Origin of the sequence: Kineococcus arenarius subsp. arenarius (assembly GCF_050871845.1) — a bacterium.
In the GTDB taxonomy this organism is placed as follows: Bacteria; Actinomycetota; Actinomycetes; order Actinomycetales; family Kineococcaceae; genus Kineococcus.
Map to the genome: position 1 here is coordinate 1 of NZ_JBJLSE010000097.1, position 15,342 is coordinate 15,342.

The window sequence follows — 15,342 nt, forward strand, 5'->3', positions numbered from 1 at the left end:
GAGATCTCAACCGTGCAAGATCACGGCGGGGAGGGGGGAGGGGGGAGGGGTCAGGGGGTGAAGACGCGCACCCGGTTCTTGCCGGCGGCCTTGGCCGCGTACATGGCGACGTCGGCGTGCTGCACCACCTGCTCGGCGTCCTCCCCGGGCCGGTGGTGCGCCACACCCACGCTGGCGCCCACCCGCACGGCCCCGCCCGGCACCTCCACGGGCACCACGAGCACCTCCACCAGCCGCCCGGCCAGGTCGGTGACGGCGGGGTCGGCCAGCCCGCGCACCAGCACGGCGAACTCGTCGCCGCCCAGCCGCGCGCACAGGTCCTCCTCCCGCACGGCCAGGCGCAGGCGGTGCGCCACCTGGCGCAGCAGCTCGTCACCGGCGGCGTGGCCGTGGGCGTCGTTGACGACCTTGAAGTCGTCCAGGTCCACGAACGCGACGCTGAAGCGGGCCGCCGGGTCGGCGGCGGCGCGCTCCAGGGCCTCGGTGAAGGTGGTGCGGTTGGCCAGGCCGGTGAGGGCGTCGGTGCGGGCCTGCTCGGTGAGGGCGCGGTGGGCGTCGATGTTGCGCAGCGCCAGCGACGACTGGGTGAGGATCGAGCGCAGCGCGGGGATGCCCTCGGCGGCCACGCGGTCCGGGGCCCCGACCAGCATCCAGCCGTCCTCGAGCACGGGGTGCGGGACGGCGACCCACTCGCCGTCGCGGCCGGTCAGGGCGCCGAGCGGCCCGCCGTCCACCCGCACCGGGCGGTCGTCCGCGTCCCCCCGCTCCGGCAGGCGCACCCCGGTCAGCACCTCCGGCAACCGCCCCGGCCAGGCCCCGACGGTGTTCAGGGGCTTCACGCCGCCGGGGTCGGCCACCGCCAGCACGCCGGCCAGCCCCGGGGTGGCGTCGCACACGGCGACCGCCGCCCGCAGCGCCCGCTCGACGACCTCCTCGCGGTCCGCTGCGCTGAGGAGCCCGCGCCCCAGCTCGGTCAGCGCGGTGTCGCGCAGCTGCCCCTGCTCACGGGCGAACAGGGCGCTCGCCAGGTGCCGGGCACCGGCCATCGTCGCGTACATCAGCGGCACGCACCCGAGGAGCTCGGCGCCCCTGCTGGGGCTGCCGTGGCCGGGGACGGCACCCCACAGCGCCAGGCCGCCGACCATGCCGCCGACCAGCAGCGTGCAGTGCAGCACCGCCCGGCGGGTGGTGGCGTAGACGGCGCGGAACCACAGGGCGGGGAAGGCGATGCCGAGGGCCGTCGTGGGCGGTGCGGTCAGGGCGACGGCCGCGCCGACGAGGAGCGCCTCGGTCAGGTCGGTGGCGAGCGCGGCGTGCCGGGTGACGTAGCGGTGCGCCCACACGAGCGCCAGGAGCCCGGTGGCGAGCGCGACCAGCAGCGCGGTGACCGGCTCGGCGCTGCGCGCGGAGGCCGGGAACGTCAGCACCGCCGACAGCAGCGCGAGCAGGAAGAACAGCCACCGCGTCTGCTCCACGAGCTGCGCGGGTCGTGACCACCACCGCGTGCGCCGCCGGTCCGTCCCAGCCGCCATGGACCTCACCACCTCACCGGGCGGTGCCTGCCGGCCCGTCCACCCCGCGGGGCACCGGCCGCACCGGTGGACGTCCCCGCGCTGTGTCATCGGCCCGTGGAGCGCGCCGCCGCAGCGCCCGTCAGGGTGAGGGTTCAACATCCCCCGCCCGACCGGGCCGGGGTGTGGTTCCCGCCCGCGGCGGGTACGGGTCGGGCATGGCAACGAACGACGAAGTCCTGCACGCCGTCCGCGACGCCGACTACCCGGCCGGCAAGGACGCCCTGATCGCCACCGCGCAGGCGAGCGGTGCGAGCGAGGACGTCCTCAAGGCGCTGCGCACCCTGCCGCTGGCGGACTACGACAACGCGCAGGAGGTGGTCCGCTCCGTGCCCAGCGAGGAGGAGGAGCCGGACGCGCGCACCGCCGCGGAACAGGCCCGGCTGAACTCCACCTCGCACGTCGCCGCCGGTCAGCGCGAGGTCCCGCCGGACCCCACGGCGTCCTGACGGCGCGCGGGGGGCTCCCCGGTCAGGGGGCGGAGGGGCCCTCCGCGTCGAGGATCCGCTGCACCACGTCCGGGCCCAGGACGAACAGCTCCTCGCCGTCGCCGGGCGCGGCGACCGACAGCACGGTCACCCGCACCCCCGCGTCGTCGACGTCCACCAGGCACGCCCCGCTGCCGCGCAGCACGCGCTCGGAACCGTGCTCCACGAGCACGTCCGTGCGGTTGGCCACGCCCGGCGCCACGACGGCGGTGACCCCGCCGGGCAGCGTCGCCACGTACGGGTGGTGGTAGTGCCCGCTGAGCACCGCCCGCACGTCCGTGCCGGCGAGCGCGTCCAGCAGCCGCTGCGGCTCCTGCAGCTTCAGCCCCTCGTGCAGCACCGTCGGCGCCGGCAGCGGGGAGTGGTGCACCACCACCACCGACCCCAGCGGCGCGGGTTCGGCGAGCACCCCGCGCAGCCAGGTCAGCTGCTCCTCGCCGAGGACGCCGTGGCCGTGCCGGGGCACGGAGCTGTCCAGCACCACCAGCCGCAGCCCGCCGGCGTCGTGCACGGAGCGCACCGGGCCGAGGACCTGCTCGAACGGGCCGGGCAGGTCGTGGTTGCCCATCGCCCACACCACCACCGCGCCGCGCTCGCGGGCGAAGCCGCCCACGAGGTCCCGCACGGTCTCGTAGGAGTGCACCGAGCCGTCGTCGGAGACGTCGCCGGAGACGACGACCGCGTCGAGCGGGCCCAGGCCGGCCAGGGACGCCAGCACGTGCCGCAGCACGGCCGTGGTGTCGACCTCCCCGCCGCCGTGCCGGCCGCCGGGGGCCAGCAGGTGCGTGTCGGACAGGTGCAGGACCCGGCTCACCCCTCGTCCTCCGTCTCCGGCGCGGCACCGGCGGCGGTGTCCTGCGCGTCGTCCTCGTCGTCGCTGTTGCTGCTGCCGTTGCCGTTGCCGTTGCCGTTGCCGTTGCCGTTGCCGTTGCCGTTGTTGCCGCCGCTCCGGGTGCCGCGGGTCGCGGCGCCCGAGGGGTTCGCCGTGGCCGAGGCGGTGGCGGTGGACGTCGGGCTGGCCGTGGCGGTCTGCGACGGGCTGGACGTCTGCGTGGGGGAGGCGGTCTCCTCCGGGGCCAGCACCACGTCGATGGACGTGTCCACGTCCACCGTGGCCTCCGCCGTCGGGCTCTGCGAGACCACCGTGCCGGGCTCGCCCTCCGCGTCGGGGTCGGTGGAGGCGTTGACGTTGAGGTTCAGCCCGTCGAGCTGGTCCTGCGCCTCCTGCAGGGTCAGCCCCGTCAGGTCCGGCACCTCGACCTGCCCGCTGGCGACGTACAGGGTCACGGGGGTGTCCCGCGCCACGCTGGTGCTCGCCGCCGGGTCGGTGCGCACCACCGTGCCGGGTTCCGCGGACGGGTCCTCGTCGGTGGGCTCCGCGTCCCCGGGGTCCAGGCCGGCCGAGCGCAGCTCCGCCCGGGCGTCGTTCTGGCTGGAGCCGCTCACGTCGGGCACCGTGACCGCCGCCGGCCCGGTGGACACCGTCAGCGTCACCGTGGAGCCGATCGCTGCGGGCTGACCGGGCTCGGGGTCGCTGCTGACGACGTCGCCGGCCGGCACCGCGTCGTTCGCCTCCTCCACGACCGCGGACTCCAGCTGCGCGGCCGCCAGCAGGTCCTCGGCCTCCTCGCGGGAGACGCCCACCACCTCCGGCACGGCCACGGCCGTGGGCGAGGACGTCGCCGACGGGTCCGCCCCGCCGCCGCTGCGGTCCAGCAGCGCCCACCCCGTCGCACCGATGCCGCCCAGCAGCGCCAGGACCAGCAGCACCCACGGCCAGCGCCGGCCGCGGTGCTCCTCCGGCGGCTGCCCGTCGCCCACCGCCGGTTGAGCGCCCGTGGGGGTCGCCGGTGCCTGCCCGGGCGGCACGGCCGGCGGGACGGCGGGGGTCACGCGGGTGGCCGCCGTGGGCGGGCCGGCCGTCGGCAGGGCGGTCGTGGCCGCCACCGGGGGCACCGCGCTGGTCGGGGCGAAGCTCGCACCGCGCAGCGGGCGGCCCTCCACGGCCCGGCGCAGGTCGTCGGCGAAGTCGGCGGCGCTCTGGTAGCGGTGCTCGCGGTCCTTGCTCAGCGCCATGAGCACCACCTGGTCCACGGCGGGCGGGATGCTCGGCGCCAGGGCGCTCGGCGGCTTGGGCTGCTCCGAGACGTGCTGGTAGGCCACCGCGACGGGCGCGTCGCCGGTGAACGGCGGGCGGCCGGTGAGGATCTCGTACAGCAGGCAGCCGGTGGAGTAGAGGTCGCTGCGCGCGTCGACGGTCTCCCCGCGCGCCTGCTCCGGCGACAGGTACTGCGCGGTGCCCATCACCGCCGACGTCTGCGTCAGGGTGGCCGAGGAGTCGCTGATGGCGCGGGCGATGCCGAAGTCCATCACCTTGACCTCGCCCGCCGGTGTGATCATCACGTTGGCGGGCTTGATGTCGCGGTGCACGATGCCCATGCGGTGGCTGTACTCCAGCGCCCCCAGCACGCCCTCGGTGATCGACAGCGCCTCGGTGGTGGACAGCGGGTGGTCGGTGCGCAGCATGTCGCGCAGCGTCCGGCCCTCCACGTACTCCATGACGATCCACGGCAGGTCCACCTGCGCGCCGCCGTGCTCCAGGACGTGGTCCGCGCCGGTGTCGTACACCGCGACGATGGAGGGGTGGTTCAGGCCGGCGGCGGCCTGGGCCTCGCGCCGGAAGCGGGTCTGGAACGACGGGTCGCGCGCCAGGTCGGAGCGCAGCAGCTTCACCGCGACCGCGCGCCCGAGCCGGGTGTCGCGGGCCACGTGCACCTCCGCCATGCCGCCGCGGCCGAGGAGGGCGCCGACCTCGTAGCGCCCGCCGAGCAGGCGCGGCGAAGCCTGCCCGCCGCTGCTGGTCGATGCGTCCGTCACTGCGTTCCCCGTCCCCGTCGTGCCCGTCGTCCCTCGTCGTCCACGTGCCCGCCCGTCCCGTGCCCGAGCACCGGCTCAGCCACCCCGCTCAGCCATCCAGGGCCGCCTGCATGACCTGCTGCGCCACCGGCGCCGACAGACGACCGCCGTAGGCGCTGTCCACCGAGCCGCCGTCCTCGATGACCACCGCCACGGCCACCTCGCGGTTCTCGCCCTCGTCGTCGCGCGCCCACGAGGTGAACCACGCGTAGGGGACCTGCCCCTCGCCGCGCTGCGCGGTGCCGGTCTTGCCGCCCACGACGGCGCCGTCGACCTGCGCGCGCGTGCCCGTGCCGGACTCCACGACGGCGCGCATCATCTCCTGCAGCGCCTCGGCGGTGTCCTCGCTCACCGCGCGGCCCAGCTCCTGCGGGGCGGGCTCGGCGATGACGTCCAGGGTCTCCGCCTCCCGCACCGTCTGGACGAGGTTGGGCTCCATGACGACACCGCCGTTGGCGATGGCCGCGGAGACCATCGCCACCTGCAGCGGGGTGACCCGCACGTCCCCCTGCCCGATGCCGGCGTACGCCAGCAGGGGGCCGGTGGCGTCCTCGGGGAACTGGCTCTGCTCCACCGACAGCGGGACCGACAGGGACTGCTCGAAGCCGAACGCCTGCGCCTGCGCGTCGAGGGCCTCGGCGCCGAGGTCCAGGCCGAGCTGCCCGAAGGCCGTGTTGCAGGAGATGCGCAGCGCGTCGAGCAGGCTGACCTGGTCGTTCGGCCCGCAGGCGGTGCCCTCGTCGTTGCTCAGCGTGTTCGAGGTCTGCGGCAGGTCCAGCTCCTGCGGGCCGTCCACGAGGGTGTCGGTGGTGTAGTCGCCGCTCTCCAGCGCCGCCGCCGCGGTGATCAGCTTGAACGTCGAGCCCGGCGGGTACAGGGCGTCGATCGTCCGGTTCACCAGGGGGTCGTCCTCGTCGGAGATCAGCGCCTGCCACGCCTGCTCGGCGGCCGCTCCGTCGTGGGTGGCCAGCGCGTCGGGGTCGTAGCTGGGGCTGGACACCATCGCCAGCACGTCACCGGTGGACGGCTCGACGGCCACGACGGCGCCCTTGCGCCCGTCCAGGGCGTCCCACGCGGCCTGCTGCACCTCGGGGTCCAGGGTGAGGGTGACCGACGCCCCGGCCGGGTCCTCCCCGGTGAGCAGGTCCGCCAGCCGCCGGTAGAACAGCTCGTCGGCGGTGCCGGACAGGACGTCGTTCATGGCCCGCTCGATGCCGGACGTGCCGTAGCGGATGGAGTAGTAGCCGGTGACCGGCGCGTACATCTCACCGGCCTCGTACTGGCGCAGGAACTCGTACGAGTCGTCCACGGGCACGCTGGTGGCGATGGCCTGACCGGCGCCCACGAGGATCGCGCCGCGCTCGCGGCCGAACTCGGCGTACAGCTGGCGGCTGTTGCCGGGCATCGCGTTGAGCTCCCCGGAGCGCACGAACTGGATCCAGGTCGTGGACGCGAACAGGGTGAAGAACAGGAAGGCGACGACGGCCGAGAGCCTGCGCAGGGGGCGGTTCACGGGATCCGCACCGCCTGGGTCACGCCGGTGTCGCCCGGCTCGGGGCCGTTGCGCACCTCCACCGCCGGGCGGCGGGCCAGGTCCGAGACGCGCAGCAGCAGCCCCACCACGATCCAGTTCGACACCAGCGACGAGCCGCCCGCGGCCAGGAACGGCGTGGTCAGGCCGGTCAGCGGGATCACGCGGGTCACGCCGCCGACGACCACGAACACCTGCAGCGCCACGGAGAACGCCAGGCCGGCGGCGAGCAGCTTGCCGAAGCCGTCGCGCACCCCGATGGCGGTGCGCAGGCCCCGCTCGACGAGCACCCCGTACAGCAGCAGCAGGGCGAACAGCCCCACCAGCCCCAGCTCCTCGCCGAAGGAGGCGTAGATGAAGTCGGAGTTCGCGAAGGGCACGATGTCGGGGCGCCCCCGGTCCAGCCCGGTGCCCAGCAGCCCGCCGTTGGCCATGCCGTACAGGCCCTGCAGCAGCTGGTAGGCGCTGTCGGCGTTGTCCGCGTCGAACGGGTGCAGCCAGATGTCCACCCGGCTGCGCACGTGCGACATCGTCGTGGCGGCGAAGACGGCCCCGCCGGCGAACAGCAGCAGCCCCAGGACGATCCAGCTGACCCGCTCGGTGGACACGTACAGCACCGCCACGAACAGCCCGAAGAACAGCAGCGAGGTGCCCAGGTCGCGCTGGAGCACCAGCACGCCGACGCTGGCGCCCCACGCCAGCAGGATCGGGCCCAGGTCGCGGGCGCGCGGCAGGCGCAGGAACAGCACCTTGGGGCCCGTCAGGGACAGCGCGTCGCGGTGCACGACGAGGTAGCCGGCGAAGAACACCGCCAGCGCGATCTTGGCGAGCTCGCCGGGCTGGAAGGACAGCGGCCCGATCCCCACCCAGATGCGCGCGCCGTTGATCGTGCGACCCAGCCCCGGCACCAGCGGCAGCAGCAGCAGCACCAGGCCGGCGACCATCGCGGTGAAGGTGTACCGCCGCAGGACGCGGTGGTCGCGCAGCACGACGACGACCGCCCCGGCGGCGGCGACGCCCAGCGCCGACCACACGAACTGCCGGGACGCGGAGGCGGTGTCCTCCGCGAGGTCCAGGCGGTGGATCATCACCAGGCCCAGGCCGTTGAGCAGCGTCGCCACCGGCAGCAGGACCGGGTCGGCGTGCGGGGCGCGCCAGCGCAGCAGCAGGTGCAGCACGACGGCCAGGGCGCCCAGGCCCCCGCCGTGCGCGAGCAGGCCCGCGGGCAGCTCGCCGGAGCCGGTCAGCCCCAGCACCGCCCACGCGCCGCACGCGATGAGCACGGCCGCCACGACGAGCGCGAGCTCCACGTTGCGCCGCGTGGTCGGGTACACGGGCAGGACGGTGGCCATCAGCCGACCCCTCCGCAGTCCTCGGCGGGTGCCTCGCCCGTGGGCGTCGCACCCGGTGTGCCGGTGGTGGTGGTCGCGTCCGGTGCGCTCGTCGCCGCTGCCGGGACGGCGGCGGTCGTGGTCGCGGTGGTCGTCGGCTCGGCGGTGGCCGAGGCGGTGGGCGCGGGCGCCTGCGCCGCGGCCCGGCAGTCGGCCGCGATCTCCTGGAGGTTCTCCACGGTGTCGCGGGCGTCCTCCAGGCCGGAGGCGCTGATGCGCGCGGCGACCATCGCGGCGTACGTGCGGGGCAGGTCGTCCACGGCGACGTCGGTGCGCTCGACCACGTGCGAGGTGCTCACCGGGCCGATGTCCTGCGTCAGCCCCTGGAACACGGCGACGCGGGAGCCGTCCACGCCCACGAAGTACTGCTGCTGGCTCCAGCGCCAGCCGCCCCAGGCTCCGGCGGCCAGCAGCACCACCAGCAGCAGGGGACCGGCGATCCAGCGGCGGCGCACGCGCCGCCGGCGCGCCTCGTCCACGTGCGCGCCGGTGCCGGGATCGTCGTCCTCCTGGTCGTCGTCGTCCGCCGCGCGCAGCGCCGCGGCCCGCGCGGCGGGGGTGCCGGAGGCGCTGGAGCGGCGCGGGCGGTGGAAGGCGGCCGCCCCCACCACCTGCGGGGTCGTCGACGGCGGGGGACCGCCGCCGATCTCCACGACGTCGGCGACGACGCAGGAGACGTTGTCCGGGCCGCCGCCGCGCAGCGCCAGCTCCACGAGGCGCTCGCAGGTGGCGTCGGGGGCCTCGCCGGCGGCGAGGGTCTGCTCGAGGGTCTCGGCGCTGACGACGCCGGACAGCCCGTCCGAGCACAGCAGGTAGCGGTCGCCGGGGCGCGCCTCCCGCACCGAGACGTCCGCGGTGTCCTCGTCGCGGCCCGTCAGCACCCGCATGATCACGGAGCGCTGGGGGTGCCGCTCGGCCTCCTCGGCGCTGATGCGGCCCTCGTCGATGAGCGACTGCACGTAGCTGTGGTCGCGGGTGAGCTGGGTCAGGTGCCCGTCGCGCAGCAGGTAGCCGCGGGAGTCGCCGATGTGGGCCAGGACCAGCCGCGAGCCGGCGCGCAGGACCGCGGTGACGGTGGTGCCCATGCCGGCCAGCTCCGGCTCGTCGGCCACCCGGCGCCGCAGCTGCTCGTTGGCGGCCTCCAGCGCGTGGTGCAGGTGCTCGGCGGCGTCGTCGCTGCCGTGGGACTCGCCGTCCAGGCCCGCCAGCTCCCCGACGGCGAGGGAGGACGCCACGTCGCCGCCGGCGTGCCCGCCCATGCCGTCGGCGACGACGAGCAGGTGCGGCCCGGCGTACCCGGAGTCCTGGTTGGTGGAGCGCACCAGCCCCACGTCGGAGCGGGCGGCGTAGCGCAGGGCGATGGCCACGGTCCGCTCACCTCCGCAGTTCGAGCACGGTCCGCCCGATGCGCAGCGGTGTGCCGGGCTCGAAGGGCACGGGGGCGCTCAGGCGGTCGCGGCCGAGGTAGCTGCCGTTGGTGGACTGCAGGTCCTCCACGAGCCAGCCGGTGCCGCCCTCGGCGGGGCTGATGCGCACGTGGCGGGTGGAGGCGTACTCGTCGTCCAGCACGAGGGTGCAGTCGGCGCCGCGGCCGATGAGCACCGGCGCCTGGCCGAGCGCGATGGTGGTGCCGCGCAGCGAGCCCTCCACCACGACGAGGGTGGCGCGCTCGCGGCGCGGGGCCTGCGGGCCCTGCGGCGGCGCCTCCTCGCGCCCGCGGCGGCGGGGCGTGCGCTCGGTGCGCCGCGCGGTGACGCGGGTGCCGAGCAGGTCGGTGCGGAGCACGCCGACGACGGCGAGCACGAACAGCCACAGCAGGGCCAGCAGGCCGAGCCGCAGCACGGTGAGGGTGAGCTCGCTCACGGGCTCCTCAGGTCCAGCCCTCGTCGCGGCGCGGGGCGCGGTAGACCGCGCGGGTGCGCCCGAGGGTGATCGTGGTGCCGTCGAACAGGTCGGTGGAGGACACGCGCTCGCCGTCGACGAAGGTGCCGTTGGTGGAGCCGAGGTCGACCAGGCGTGCGCCGGACGCGTTCACGCGCACCTCGGCGTGGCGGCGGGAGACCCCGGGGTCGTCCACGACGACGTCGGCCTCGGAGCCGCGCCCGATCACGGTGACGGCCTCGGTGAGCACGTACCCGCGCCCGTCGACCTCCAGCTGCGGGCGGCCGGCGCTGGAGGTGCGGGTGGTGGCCGGTGCGACGCGCCCCTTGACGGTGGAGCTCAGGACGCGGAAGACGCCGGTCTCCAGGTCGTCGGACTCGTGGAAGTCCACCCGCACGGGGCCGACGAAGGAGTAGCGCTGCTTCTCGGCGTGCTGGGTGACGGCCGCGACGAGCTCGTCGGCCAGCGTGTCCTGCCAGGAGGCGATCTTGTCGTGGTCGGAGCGGCCGAGCTCGACGATGAAGCTGTTGGGCACCAGGGTGCGCCCGCGCGCCAGCACGGCGGCGCGGTCGTCGAGCTCGCGGCGCAGGGCGCTGGCGACCTCCACGGGCTGCACGTCGCTGCGGAAGGCGCGGGCGAAGACGCCGTTGACGGCTCGTTCGACCCCGCGCTCGAACCGGTCGAGCACTCCCACGCGCCGCCCCCTCCCTGGTGTCCCCCGCTGCTCCGGCTCCCGCATCGTAGCCGCGCGGGGCCCGCCTCCCCCGTCGGGAGAGCGGGGGCGTCCGTGGAGGCCTCGTGGACCTGCTAAGGTCTTCATGTCTGCGCGAGTGGCGGAATAGGCAGACGCGCACGGTTCAGGTCCGTGTGCCCGAAAGGGCGTGGGGGTTCAACTCCCCCCTCGCGCACAGGGTGAAGGCCCCGGTCGGTATCGACCGGGGCCTTCGTCGTTCTCGGGTGCCGTCCGCACCGCGCGGCCGCAGGCTGGCCCCGTGGGACTCATCGGGGTGACGGGTGCGACCGGGCACGTCGGCGGGCGCGTGGCGCGCGCCCTGAAGGCGGCGGCGGTGCCGCAGCGGCTGGTGGTGCGCGACGCCGCCCGCGCCCCGGACCTGCCCGGCGCCGACGTGCGGGTGGCGTCCTACGCCGACGGCGAGGCCCTGCGGCACGCGCTGGACGGGGTGGACGTGCTGCTGCTGGTCTCCGCCTCCGAGGACGCCGGCCGCGTCGCGCTGCACCGCACCGCCGTGGAGGCCGCCGCCGCCGCGGGGGTGCGCCGCGTCGTCTACACGTCCTTCCTCGGCGCGGCCCCGGACTGCACCTTCACCTTCGGCCGCGACCACGCCGCCACCGAGGAGCTGCTGGCCGCGGTCCGCCTGGAGGCGACGGTGCTGCGCGACTCCTTCTACCTGGACGTGCTGCCGGAGTTCGTCACCGCCGGTGCGCTGCGGGGACCCGCGGGCAGCGGGCGCCTGGCGGCGGTGGCCCGCGACGACGTCGCCGAGGTGGCGGTGGCCGCGCTGCTGGACGAGTCGCACGCCGGGCGCACCTACGACGTCACCGGGGCGGAGGCGCTGAGCATGGCCGGGGTCGCGGCCACGATCACCCGCGTCACCGGCGAGCCGGTGCACTACGTGGAGGAGACGGTGGAGGAGGCGTACGCCTCCCGCGCCGGGTACGGGGCGCCGGCGTGGGAGGTGGACGGCTGGGTCAGCACGTACACCGCGATCGCCGCCGGGGAGCTCGACGTCGTCACCGACGTCGTGCAGCGACTGACCGGCCACCCGCCCCGCACCCTGGAGGACGTCCTCCGCTCCCGCTGACCCCTGGTGGGACGGCGGGGTGCGGCCTAGCGTCGCCGGGGTGAGCACCGACCGCGAGCGGCAGCTGCTGGACCTCGTCGCCTCCACGCGCAACGGCGTGCTCGTCACGCTCAAGCGCGACGGACGCCCCCAGCTGTCCAACATCACCCACCACTACGACCCCGAGCGCCGGCTGGTGCGGGTCTCGATCACCGCCGACCGCGCCAAGTCCCGCAACCTCGAGCGCGACCCCCGCGCCTCGCTGCACGTGACGTCGCCGGACTTCTGGTCCTGGGCGGTCGTCGAGGGCGACGCCGAGCTGAGCGCCGTCGCGCAGCGCGAGGACGACGAGGCCGTCGAGGAGCTGGTGGACCTCTACCGGGCGCTGGCCGGTGAGCACCCCGACTGGGACGACTACCGCTCGGCGATGGTGCGCGACCGCCGGCGCGTGGTGCGCCTGCCGGTGGGCCGGGTGTACGGGCAGCTGCCCGGCTGAGGGGTGGACCGGGGCGCGACACGTCTCCGCTCGCACCGGGTGCGCGGCTGTGGTGCGGTGCTGGCGTCGACGCCCGTCCCGAAGGAGGAACCCGATGCTCTCCGAACGGTCCCGACCCGTCGTCGAGGCGACCCTGCCCGTGGTCGCCGACAACATCGGGCAGATCGCCCAGCGCTTCTACCGGCACATGTTCGCCGCCCACCCCGAGCTGCTCGACGGCACGTTCAACCGCGGCAACCAGGCCCAGGGCACCCAGCAGGTGGCGCTGGCCGGCTCGGTCGCCGTCTTCGCCAGCGCCCTGCTCAAGACCCCCGAGCAGCTGCCCGAGCAGCTGCTCTCGCGCATCGCGCACAAGCACGCCTCGCTGGGCCTGCGGCCCGAGCAGTACGACGTCGTGCACGAGCACCTCTTCTGGGCCATCGGCGACGTCCTCGGCGACGCGGTCACGCCGGAGGTCGCCGCGGCCTGGGACGAGGTGTACTGGCTGATGGCGTACGCGCTCATCCACCAGGAGCGCGGCTTGTACAGCGCCCGCGGCGTGCGCCCGGAGACGGTGTGGCGGCCCTGGAGGGTGGCGCGGAAGGTGCGGGAGACCGACGACGTGGTGACGTTCGTGGTCGAGCGGGCCGACGACCGCCTCGTCAAGACGTCCCTGCCCGGGCAGTACGTCAGCGTGCAGGTGCGCATGCCCGACGGCACCCGCCAGCCGCGGCAGTACAGCCTGACGCGCGCCGACGACGGCCGGCACCGGCAGTTCTCCGTCAAGCGGGTGCACGGCGGCGGCAAGCCCCACGGCGAGGTGTCCACGGCCCTGTGCGAGTCGGTGCAGGTGGGCGACGAGCTGACCCTGTCGCTGCCGTTCGGCGACGTCGTCCTGGACGACTCCGGGCGCCCGGTGGTGTTCGCCAGCGCCGGCATCGGCATCACCCCGATGGCCGGGATGCTCTCGCACCTGGCCGCCGCCGGGTCGAGCCTGCGGGTCCTGCTGCTGCACGCCGACGCGCGGGAGGAGTCCTTCGCGCTGCGCGAGCAGGTGCTCGCCGACGTGGCGGCCCTGCCGGGCGCCTCCGCGCACGTGTGGTTCGAGCAGGGCGGCGGCGAGGGCCTGCCGGTCGGCGGGGTCTCCCGCGGGTTCATGGACCTCGCGGACGTGGACCTGCCCGACGACGCCCTCTACTACCTGTGCGGGCCGATCCCCTTCATGCGTGCGGTGCGCAGCGCCCTGCTGGAGCGGGGCGTGCCGGCCCGCGACGTGCAGTACGAGGTGTTCGGCCCGGACCTGTGGGCCGCGGACCTGGCGGCCGAGCCGGCCCCCGGCGCCCGGACCGGGTAGGACCCCGCTCGTAGGGTCGGGGTCGTGCCCCGCCACCGCCCGTCCGAGCACCCGCGCGACCGCCGCGGCAGCACCGGCTCCTCCGCGGGCGCCGCCGCCGCCACGGGTGGGGCGGCCGACCTCGCCGCCGCCCTGCACCACCTGCACGACGGCCCGTACGCGCGCTACCGCTCCCTGACCGGGCGGCGCTGGCCGCTGCTGCCGGGCGCGACGTTCTCCCTGGTGCGCGCGCAGGCCGACCCGTTCGCGCCGCCGAGCCGCTGCGAGGTGCGGGTGGACGCCGCCGCGGCCGGGTTCGCGACGCTGGGGCTGGACGTCCCCGCGCGCCGGCGGGCCCTGGCCGGGTACCTGGCGCGCCGGGCCCGCCACGCGGCCGGCGGCACGTTCCGCGTGGACGCCGGCGGGCAGGAGGTGCTGCAGCGCAGCAGCTGCGAGGTCGGCGCGGACGGTTCGGCGGTGCTCCGCTTCGGCTACCACCTGCCCGGCCCGCGCCGGCGCGTGGACGGGCGCACCGCCGCGCGCGACCTGGCGGGGGCGCTGCCGGAGCTGGTGCGATCGGCCCTGCTGGCGCCCGCGCTGGACGAGGACGAGGTGCGCGGCTTCGTCGACGCGGTGGAGGACGCGGCGGTGCTGCGCTCTCGGTTGCCGCAGCTGGGCCTGGTGGCGTTCGTGGCCGACGGCGCGGTCCTGCCGCGGCGCAGCGGCGTGGACCCGCGCCCGGCGCTGGACGCGGTGCCGTTCACCAGCCCGCCGTCGCTGCGCGTGGCGGTTGAGCTGCCGCACCGCGGGACGGTCACGGGGACGGGCGTGCCGGAGGGTGTCACGGTCGTCGTCGGCGGCGGTTTCCACGGCAAGTCCACGCTGCTGGCCGCGCTGGTGGCGGGCGTGCACGACCACGTGCCCGGCGACGGGCGCGAACTCGTGGTGACCGTCGCGGACGCCGCGGCGGTCCGCGCCGAGGACGGGCGCGCGGTGACCCGGGTGGACGTGGGCGCGTTCGTCACCGGCCTGCCCGGTGGGCTGGACCCGCGCGACTTCACCACCGCCGACGCCTCCGGCTCCACCTCGCAGGCCGCGGCGGTCGTGGAGGCCGTGGAGGCGGGCAGCCGGCTGCTCCTGGTGGACGAGGACACCGCGGCGACGAACCTCATGGTGCGCGACGCGCGGATGCAGGCGCTGGTGGCCAAGGAAGCCGAGCCGCTGAACCCGTTCGTGGACCTGGCCCGCTCGCTGCACGCGGAGCACGGGGTCTCGACGATCCTGGTGGTGGGCGCCTCCGGCGACTTCCTCGACGTCGCGGACCGGGTGCTGCTGATGCGGGCCTTCCGCTGCGAGGACGTCACCGAGCGGGCCCGCGAGGTCGCCGCCACCCCGACGGGCCGGGCGGTGGAGGCGCAGGGCTTCCCGCCGGTGCGGCACCGGGTGCCGGACCCGGCTCCGCTGGACCCGCGGGTGCGCGATCGCCGCAGGGTCGCTGCGCGCGGCACGGACGCGCTGCTGTTCGGCGAGCAGGAGGTGGACGTGCGGGCGGTGCGGCAGTTCACCGACGCCTCGCAGGTCACCGGCGCCGGGTACGCGCTGGACCACCTCGTCGCGGCCGGTCACCTGGACGGCCGGCGCACGCTGGCGGCGGCGCTGGAGCTGCTCGCGGCGGACCTGGCCGGCCCGGTGGAGGGGTGGACGGGCGGGGCGAGCGCGGACGTGGCGGTGCCGCGCCCCCACGAGGTGGCCGCCGCCCTGAACCGCCTGCGCACCCTGCGGGTGCGCGAGCTGCGCCGCACCCCCGGCGACTGACCCCTCCCCCTCCCCCCGGGGGGGGGGGGGGGGGGGGGGGGGGGGGGGGGGGGGGGGGGGGGGGGGGGGGGGGGGGGGGGGGGGGGGGGGGGGGGGGGGGGGGGGGGGGGGGGGGGGGGGGGGGGGGGGGGGGGGGGGG

At 76.2% G+C, this 15,342-nt stretch carries 13 protein-coding genes and 1 tRNA gene; 6 read left to right on the forward strand and 8 right to left on the reverse strand.

The window, feature by feature from the left end; translation table 11 throughout:
* Nucleotides 1-50 precede the first annotated feature (50 nt).
* A complete protein-coding gene (locus ACRYM0_RS17305; RefSeq protein WP_432507059.1) occupies nucleotides 51-1,532 on the reverse strand; it encodes a diguanylate cyclase domain-containing protein in 1,482 nt (493 codons plus the stop codon).
* A 197-nt stretch (nucleotides 1,533-1,729) separates the two neighbouring features.
* Here ACRYM0_RS17305 and ACRYM0_RS17310 point away from each other — a divergent pair, with 197 nt between their 5' ends.
* On the forward strand, nucleotides 1,730-2,020 hold the full coding sequence (locus tag ACRYM0_RS17310) for a DUF2795 domain-containing protein (RefSeq protein ID WP_432507061.1): 291 nt from the start codon (nucleotides 1,730-1,732) through the stop codon (nucleotides 2,018-2,020).
* Between the two features lie 22 nt (nucleotides 2,021-2,042).
* Here the strand turns inward: ACRYM0_RS17310 and ACRYM0_RS17315 are convergent, their stop codons facing one another.
* The 7 genes from ACRYM0_RS17315 to ACRYM0_RS17345 form a co-directional block, all read right to left on the reverse strand.
* Nucleotides 2,043-2,873 carry a metallophosphoesterase family protein gene (locus ACRYM0_RS17315; RefSeq protein ID WP_432507063.1) on the reverse strand — a complete coding sequence of 277 codons (831 nt, stop codon included), beginning with the start codon at nucleotides 2,871-2,873 and terminating at the stop codon, nucleotides 2,043-2,045.
* Nucleotides 2,870-4,843: a Stk1 family PASTA domain-containing Ser/Thr kinase gene (gene pknB / locus ACRYM0_RS17320; protein ID WP_432507082.1), complete on the reverse strand. Its 1,974-nt coding sequence runs from the start codon at nucleotides 4,841-4,843 to the stop codon at nucleotides 2,870-2,872. Before pknB ends, ACRYM0_RS17315 begins: the two co-directional genes overlap by 4 nt.
* A gap of 181 nt (nucleotides 4,844-5,024) precedes the next feature.
* Nucleotides 5,025-6,488 carry a peptidoglycan D,D-transpeptidase FtsI family protein gene (locus tag ACRYM0_RS17325; RefSeq protein WP_432507065.1) on the reverse strand — a complete coding sequence of 488 codons (1,464 nt, stop codon included), beginning with the start codon at nucleotides 6,486-6,488 and terminating at the stop codon, nucleotides 5,025-5,027.
* On the reverse strand, nucleotides 6,485-7,858 hold the full coding sequence (locus ACRYM0_RS17330) for an FtsW/RodA/SpoVE family cell cycle protein (RefSeq protein ID WP_432507067.1): 1,374 nt from the start codon (nucleotides 7,856-7,858) through the stop codon (nucleotides 6,485-6,487). Before ACRYM0_RS17330 ends, ACRYM0_RS17325 begins: the two co-directional genes overlap by 4 nt.
* Nucleotides 7,858-9,264, reverse strand: a complete 1,407-nt coding sequence (locus ACRYM0_RS17335) for a Stp1/IreP family PP2C-type Ser/Thr phosphatase (RefSeq protein ID WP_432507069.1) — start codon at nucleotides 9,262-9,264, stop codon at nucleotides 7,858-7,860. The genes ACRYM0_RS17330 and ACRYM0_RS17335 overlap by 1 nt, the downstream gene beginning before the upstream one ends.
* Nucleotides 9,265-9,271: 7 nt before the next feature.
* Complete coding sequence (locus ACRYM0_RS17340; RefSeq protein ID WP_432507071.1) at nucleotides 9,272-9,760, reverse strand: FHA domain-containing protein FhaB/FipA; 489 nt, start codon at nucleotides 9,758-9,760, stop codon at nucleotides 9,272-9,274.
* 7 nt (nucleotides 9,761-9,767) lie between these two features.
* Nucleotides 9,768-10,472: an FhaA domain-containing protein gene (locus tag ACRYM0_RS17345; RefSeq protein ID WP_432507073.1), complete on the reverse strand. Its 705-nt coding sequence runs from the start codon at nucleotides 10,470-10,472 to the stop codon at nucleotides 9,768-9,770.
* A 130-nt stretch (nucleotides 10,473-10,602) separates the two neighbouring features.
* Between ACRYM0_RS17345 and ACRYM0_RS17350 the strand changes: the two genes are divergently transcribed.
* From ACRYM0_RS17350 to ACRYM0_RS17370, 5 genes are all read left to right on the forward strand, one after another.
* Nucleotides 10,603-10,686: transfer RNA gene (locus tag ACRYM0_RS17350), tRNA-Leu, on the forward strand.
* 84 nt (nucleotides 10,687-10,770) lie between these two features.
* Entirely contained in the window at nucleotides 10,771-11,601 is an 831-nt protein-coding gene (locus ACRYM0_RS17355) for an SDR family oxidoreductase (protein ID WP_432507075.1), read from the forward strand.
* Nucleotides 11,602-11,641: 40 nt separating this feature from the next.
* Nucleotides 11,642-12,076, forward strand: a complete 435-nt coding sequence (locus ACRYM0_RS17360; protein ID WP_432507077.1) for a PPOX class F420-dependent oxidoreductase — start codon at nucleotides 11,642-11,644, stop codon at nucleotides 12,074-12,076.
* A 94-nt stretch (nucleotides 12,077-12,170) separates the two neighbouring features.
* Nucleotides 12,171-13,409 (forward strand): globin domain-containing protein, encoded by a 1,239-nt coding sequence (locus ACRYM0_RS17365; protein ID WP_432507079.1) that lies wholly within the window; start codon nucleotides 12,171-12,173, stop codon nucleotides 13,407-13,409.
* Nucleotides 13,410-13,433: 24 nt separating this feature from the next.
* On the forward strand, nucleotides 13,434-15,203 hold the full coding sequence (locus tag ACRYM0_RS17370) for a P-loop domain-containing protein (RefSeq protein ID WP_432507080.1): 1,770 nt from the start codon (nucleotides 13,434-13,436) through the stop codon (nucleotides 15,201-15,203).
* The last annotated feature ends 139 nt before the right edge of the window (nucleotides 15,204-15,342 follow it).

What these genes read in the sequence shown, in the direction of transcription:
- ACRYM0_RS17305 (WP_432507059.1), bottom strand. Translation starts at nt 1,532, where the DNA reads ATGGCGGCTGGGACGGACCGGCGGCGCACGCGGTGGTGGTCACGACCC.
- pknB (WP_432507082.1), bottom strand. Translation starts at nt 4,843, where the DNA reads ATGGCGGAGGTGCACGTGGCCCGCGACACCCGGCTCGGGCGCGCGGTC.
- ACRYM0_RS17330 (WP_432507067.1), bottom strand. Translation starts at nt 7,858, where the DNA reads ATGGCCACCGTCCTGCCCGTGTACCCGACCACGCGGCGCAACGTGGAG.
- ACRYM0_RS17365 (WP_432507079.1), top strand. Translation starts at nt 12,171, where the DNA reads ATGCTCTCCGAACGGTCCCGACCCGTCGTCGAGGCGACCCTGCCCGTG.
- ACRYM0_RS17310 (WP_432507061.1), top strand. Translation starts at nt 1,730, where the DNA reads ATGGCAACGAACGACGAAGTCCTGCACGCCGTCCGCGACGCCGACTAC.